We start from the raw sequence: 2359 nt of genomic DNA, 5'->3' as shown, positions 1-2359 counted from the left end.
TTGATAGTGTGTCCTATGAAACAAACCACCTACAAATGGAGGAAAACGACAAGATTCTTTTTTATACTGATGGTATAACGGAAATGAAGGATGAATATGGTGAATTTCTTCAGGAAGAAGGACTTATTGAAATGTTTGAAAAATATGACGATATCATACCAAATATCGAAGAAGAAATAAAAAATATTAGAGGCAGGAATATAGACGACCTGGCTCTTTTGGAAATAAAAGTAATATAAAAAATTGAAAAATCGGCATATTAATGATATAATTGCTAAATTTTTTTAAATGAAACTATGAGGTGAATTATGAAACATTTTTTAAAGGTGTTTTTCATATCCTTACTTTGCTTTGTTCTAATGATAGGGGCGGGAATATATACTTATGTAAAATTCTTTAACCCATCTGACAAGGAAGACTTCACACAGGTGGAAAATCCAAAATGGGACAAGGGCGACGGAAGTGATGCAACTGAAATGACACCACTTGAAAAGGCAATACAAAATTCAAAGAGGATAAATATTGTATTGCTTGGAATTGAAGATGGAAGAACTGACACAATAATGCTTGTGAGCTTTGACAAGGCTACAGCAGAGGCTGATATAGTATCAATACCTAGAGATACGTTTTTTCACAGAGCGGGATATGACAATCCTGGAAGCAAGAAGATTAACGCAGTATACGGCTCAACCAAGGCACAGGGTGTAATGGGAGCTATAGAAAACATATTGAAAATCCCTATACACAATTTTGTTACAGTTGACTATGAAGGTGTTGAAAAGGCAGTGGATGCCATTGGCGGAGTTAAGGTTTATGTACCTTTCGACATGGAATATGAAGATATATATGATAATCCTCCGCTTGTTATAGACATCAAGGAGGGAGATAATGTTCTCGATGGAGAGCATGCCCTTCAATATTTGAGATTCAGGCACAACAACGACCTGACAGTAGGGTATCCTGACGGTGACCTTGGAAGGATTGCAGCCCAGCAGGCATTTGTTAAAAACGCAATTAAGAAAGCACTGGGACTTAAGCTTCCTTCAGTTGTGAAGGCGGTATATCCATATATCAAGACTGACCTTTCACTGGCTGACATGCTCCTTCTGGCAGGAGATGCGGTAAACTTTTCAGTTGAAAATCTAGATACCAGGATGCTTCCTGGACATGCAACAATAATAGATGGCTTGTCCTTCTATGTTCATGATCCTAAGAAAGTTGAAGACATGGTCAAGGTTCTTTACATGGATGGTATCAGTCAGCAATAAAGTGAATTTAATTTGTTGAATTGAATAGGACTTTCTCAAAGGCTTTGGGGAGTCCTTTTCATATTTGAAACAAGGAGAACATGCCTTATGATATCAATAATCTGTAATATAGAAATATACATATATGAAAGCAATTCCCTTAAAGATAAAAGAAGGGTCCTTAAGAGTCTGATTAACAGACTCAGGGAAAGGTATAATATTTCCATAAGCGAGACGGACTATAATGAAAAATGGAACAGGTCATTGATATCTGTTGCTCATGTTTCCAATTCCAATGTTCTGGGAGAACAGACAATAGACAAGGTAATAGGTTTTATCGAAAAGGACAGCAGGGTTGAAATTGTAAACACAGAAAGGATGACATATTGATAGACAATACAGAAGAAATATTGGATAAACTTGAAAAGCAGCATCCTGACGCACAGTGCGAGCTGTACCACAATTCTCCCTTTCAGCTACTAGTGGCTACAGTTCTTAGTGCCCAATCGACGGACAAGGGTGTAAATAAGGTGACTTTTAGATTATTTGAAGAATATCCTGACCTTGATGCCTTTCTAACATTGGAGCTTGAGGAGATAGAAGAAAAGATAAGAAAAATAGGACTATACAAAAACAAGTCAAAAAGCATACACAAGCTCTGCAGGGTACTTAAGTCGGATTTTGACGGAAAGGTGCCAAGTGGAGAGAAGGAACTTATGTCATTGTCGGGTGTAGGAAGAAAGACGGCTTCTGTTGTAAGGTCAGTAGCCTTTGAAATACCTGCCCTTGCTGTGGATACTCATGTATTCAGGGTATCCAGAAGAATCGGTCTCACGGAAGAGAAAACTCCCGACAAGGTATCAGATGCACTTATGAAGCTTATTCCAGAGCATAGGTGGATATTATCTCACCATCTATTCATATTTCACGGGAGGAGAATATGTAAGGCTAAAAACCCACTTTGTGGTGATTGCATGATAGTTAATGAATGCAAAAAAAATGGTCTTTAGGGACTAATGTAAAGTTTATGTTAAATTGTTAAATTCGTAAGAAAAACTTGTTTATTATAAATTAAATTGATGTTATAATCTTTTATTGTGGAGGTGACCATG

At 37.1% G+C, this 2359-nt stretch carries 4 protein-coding genes; all 4 read left to right on the top strand.

Annotated elements, in window-relative coordinates:
* Positions 1-239, top strand: a 239-nt coding sequence (locus tag AC3AX0_RS11675; RefSeq protein WP_487550458.1) for a SpoIIE family protein phosphatase, incomplete at its 5' end; no start/stop codon positions are given.
* Between the two features lie 69 nt (positions 240-308).
* Positions 309-1268, top strand: coding sequence for an LCP family protein (locus AC3AX0_RS11670; protein WP_487550457.1), 960 nt, complete (start codon positions 309-311; stop codon positions 1266-1268).
* Positions 1269-1355: 87 nt separating this feature from the next.
* Positions 1356-1637, top strand: coding sequence for a DUF503 domain-containing protein (locus tag AC3AX0_RS11665; RefSeq protein WP_487550456.1), 282 nt, complete (start codon positions 1356-1358; stop codon positions 1635-1637).
* Positions 1634-2257 carry an endonuclease III gene (gene nth, locus AC3AX0_RS11660; protein ID WP_487550455.1) on the top strand — a complete coding sequence of 208 codons (624 nt, stop codon included), beginning with the start codon at positions 1634-1636 and terminating at the stop codon, positions 2255-2257. The genes AC3AX0_RS11665 and nth overlap by 4 nt, the downstream gene beginning before the upstream one ends.
* Positions 2258-2359 lie beyond the last annotated feature (102 nt).

It is taken from the genome of Dethiosulfatibacter sp., from assembly GCF_983023055.1.
The sequence above is the reverse complement of the archived record's forward strand: the minus strand, read 5'-3'. Positions and strand labels throughout refer to the sequence as shown.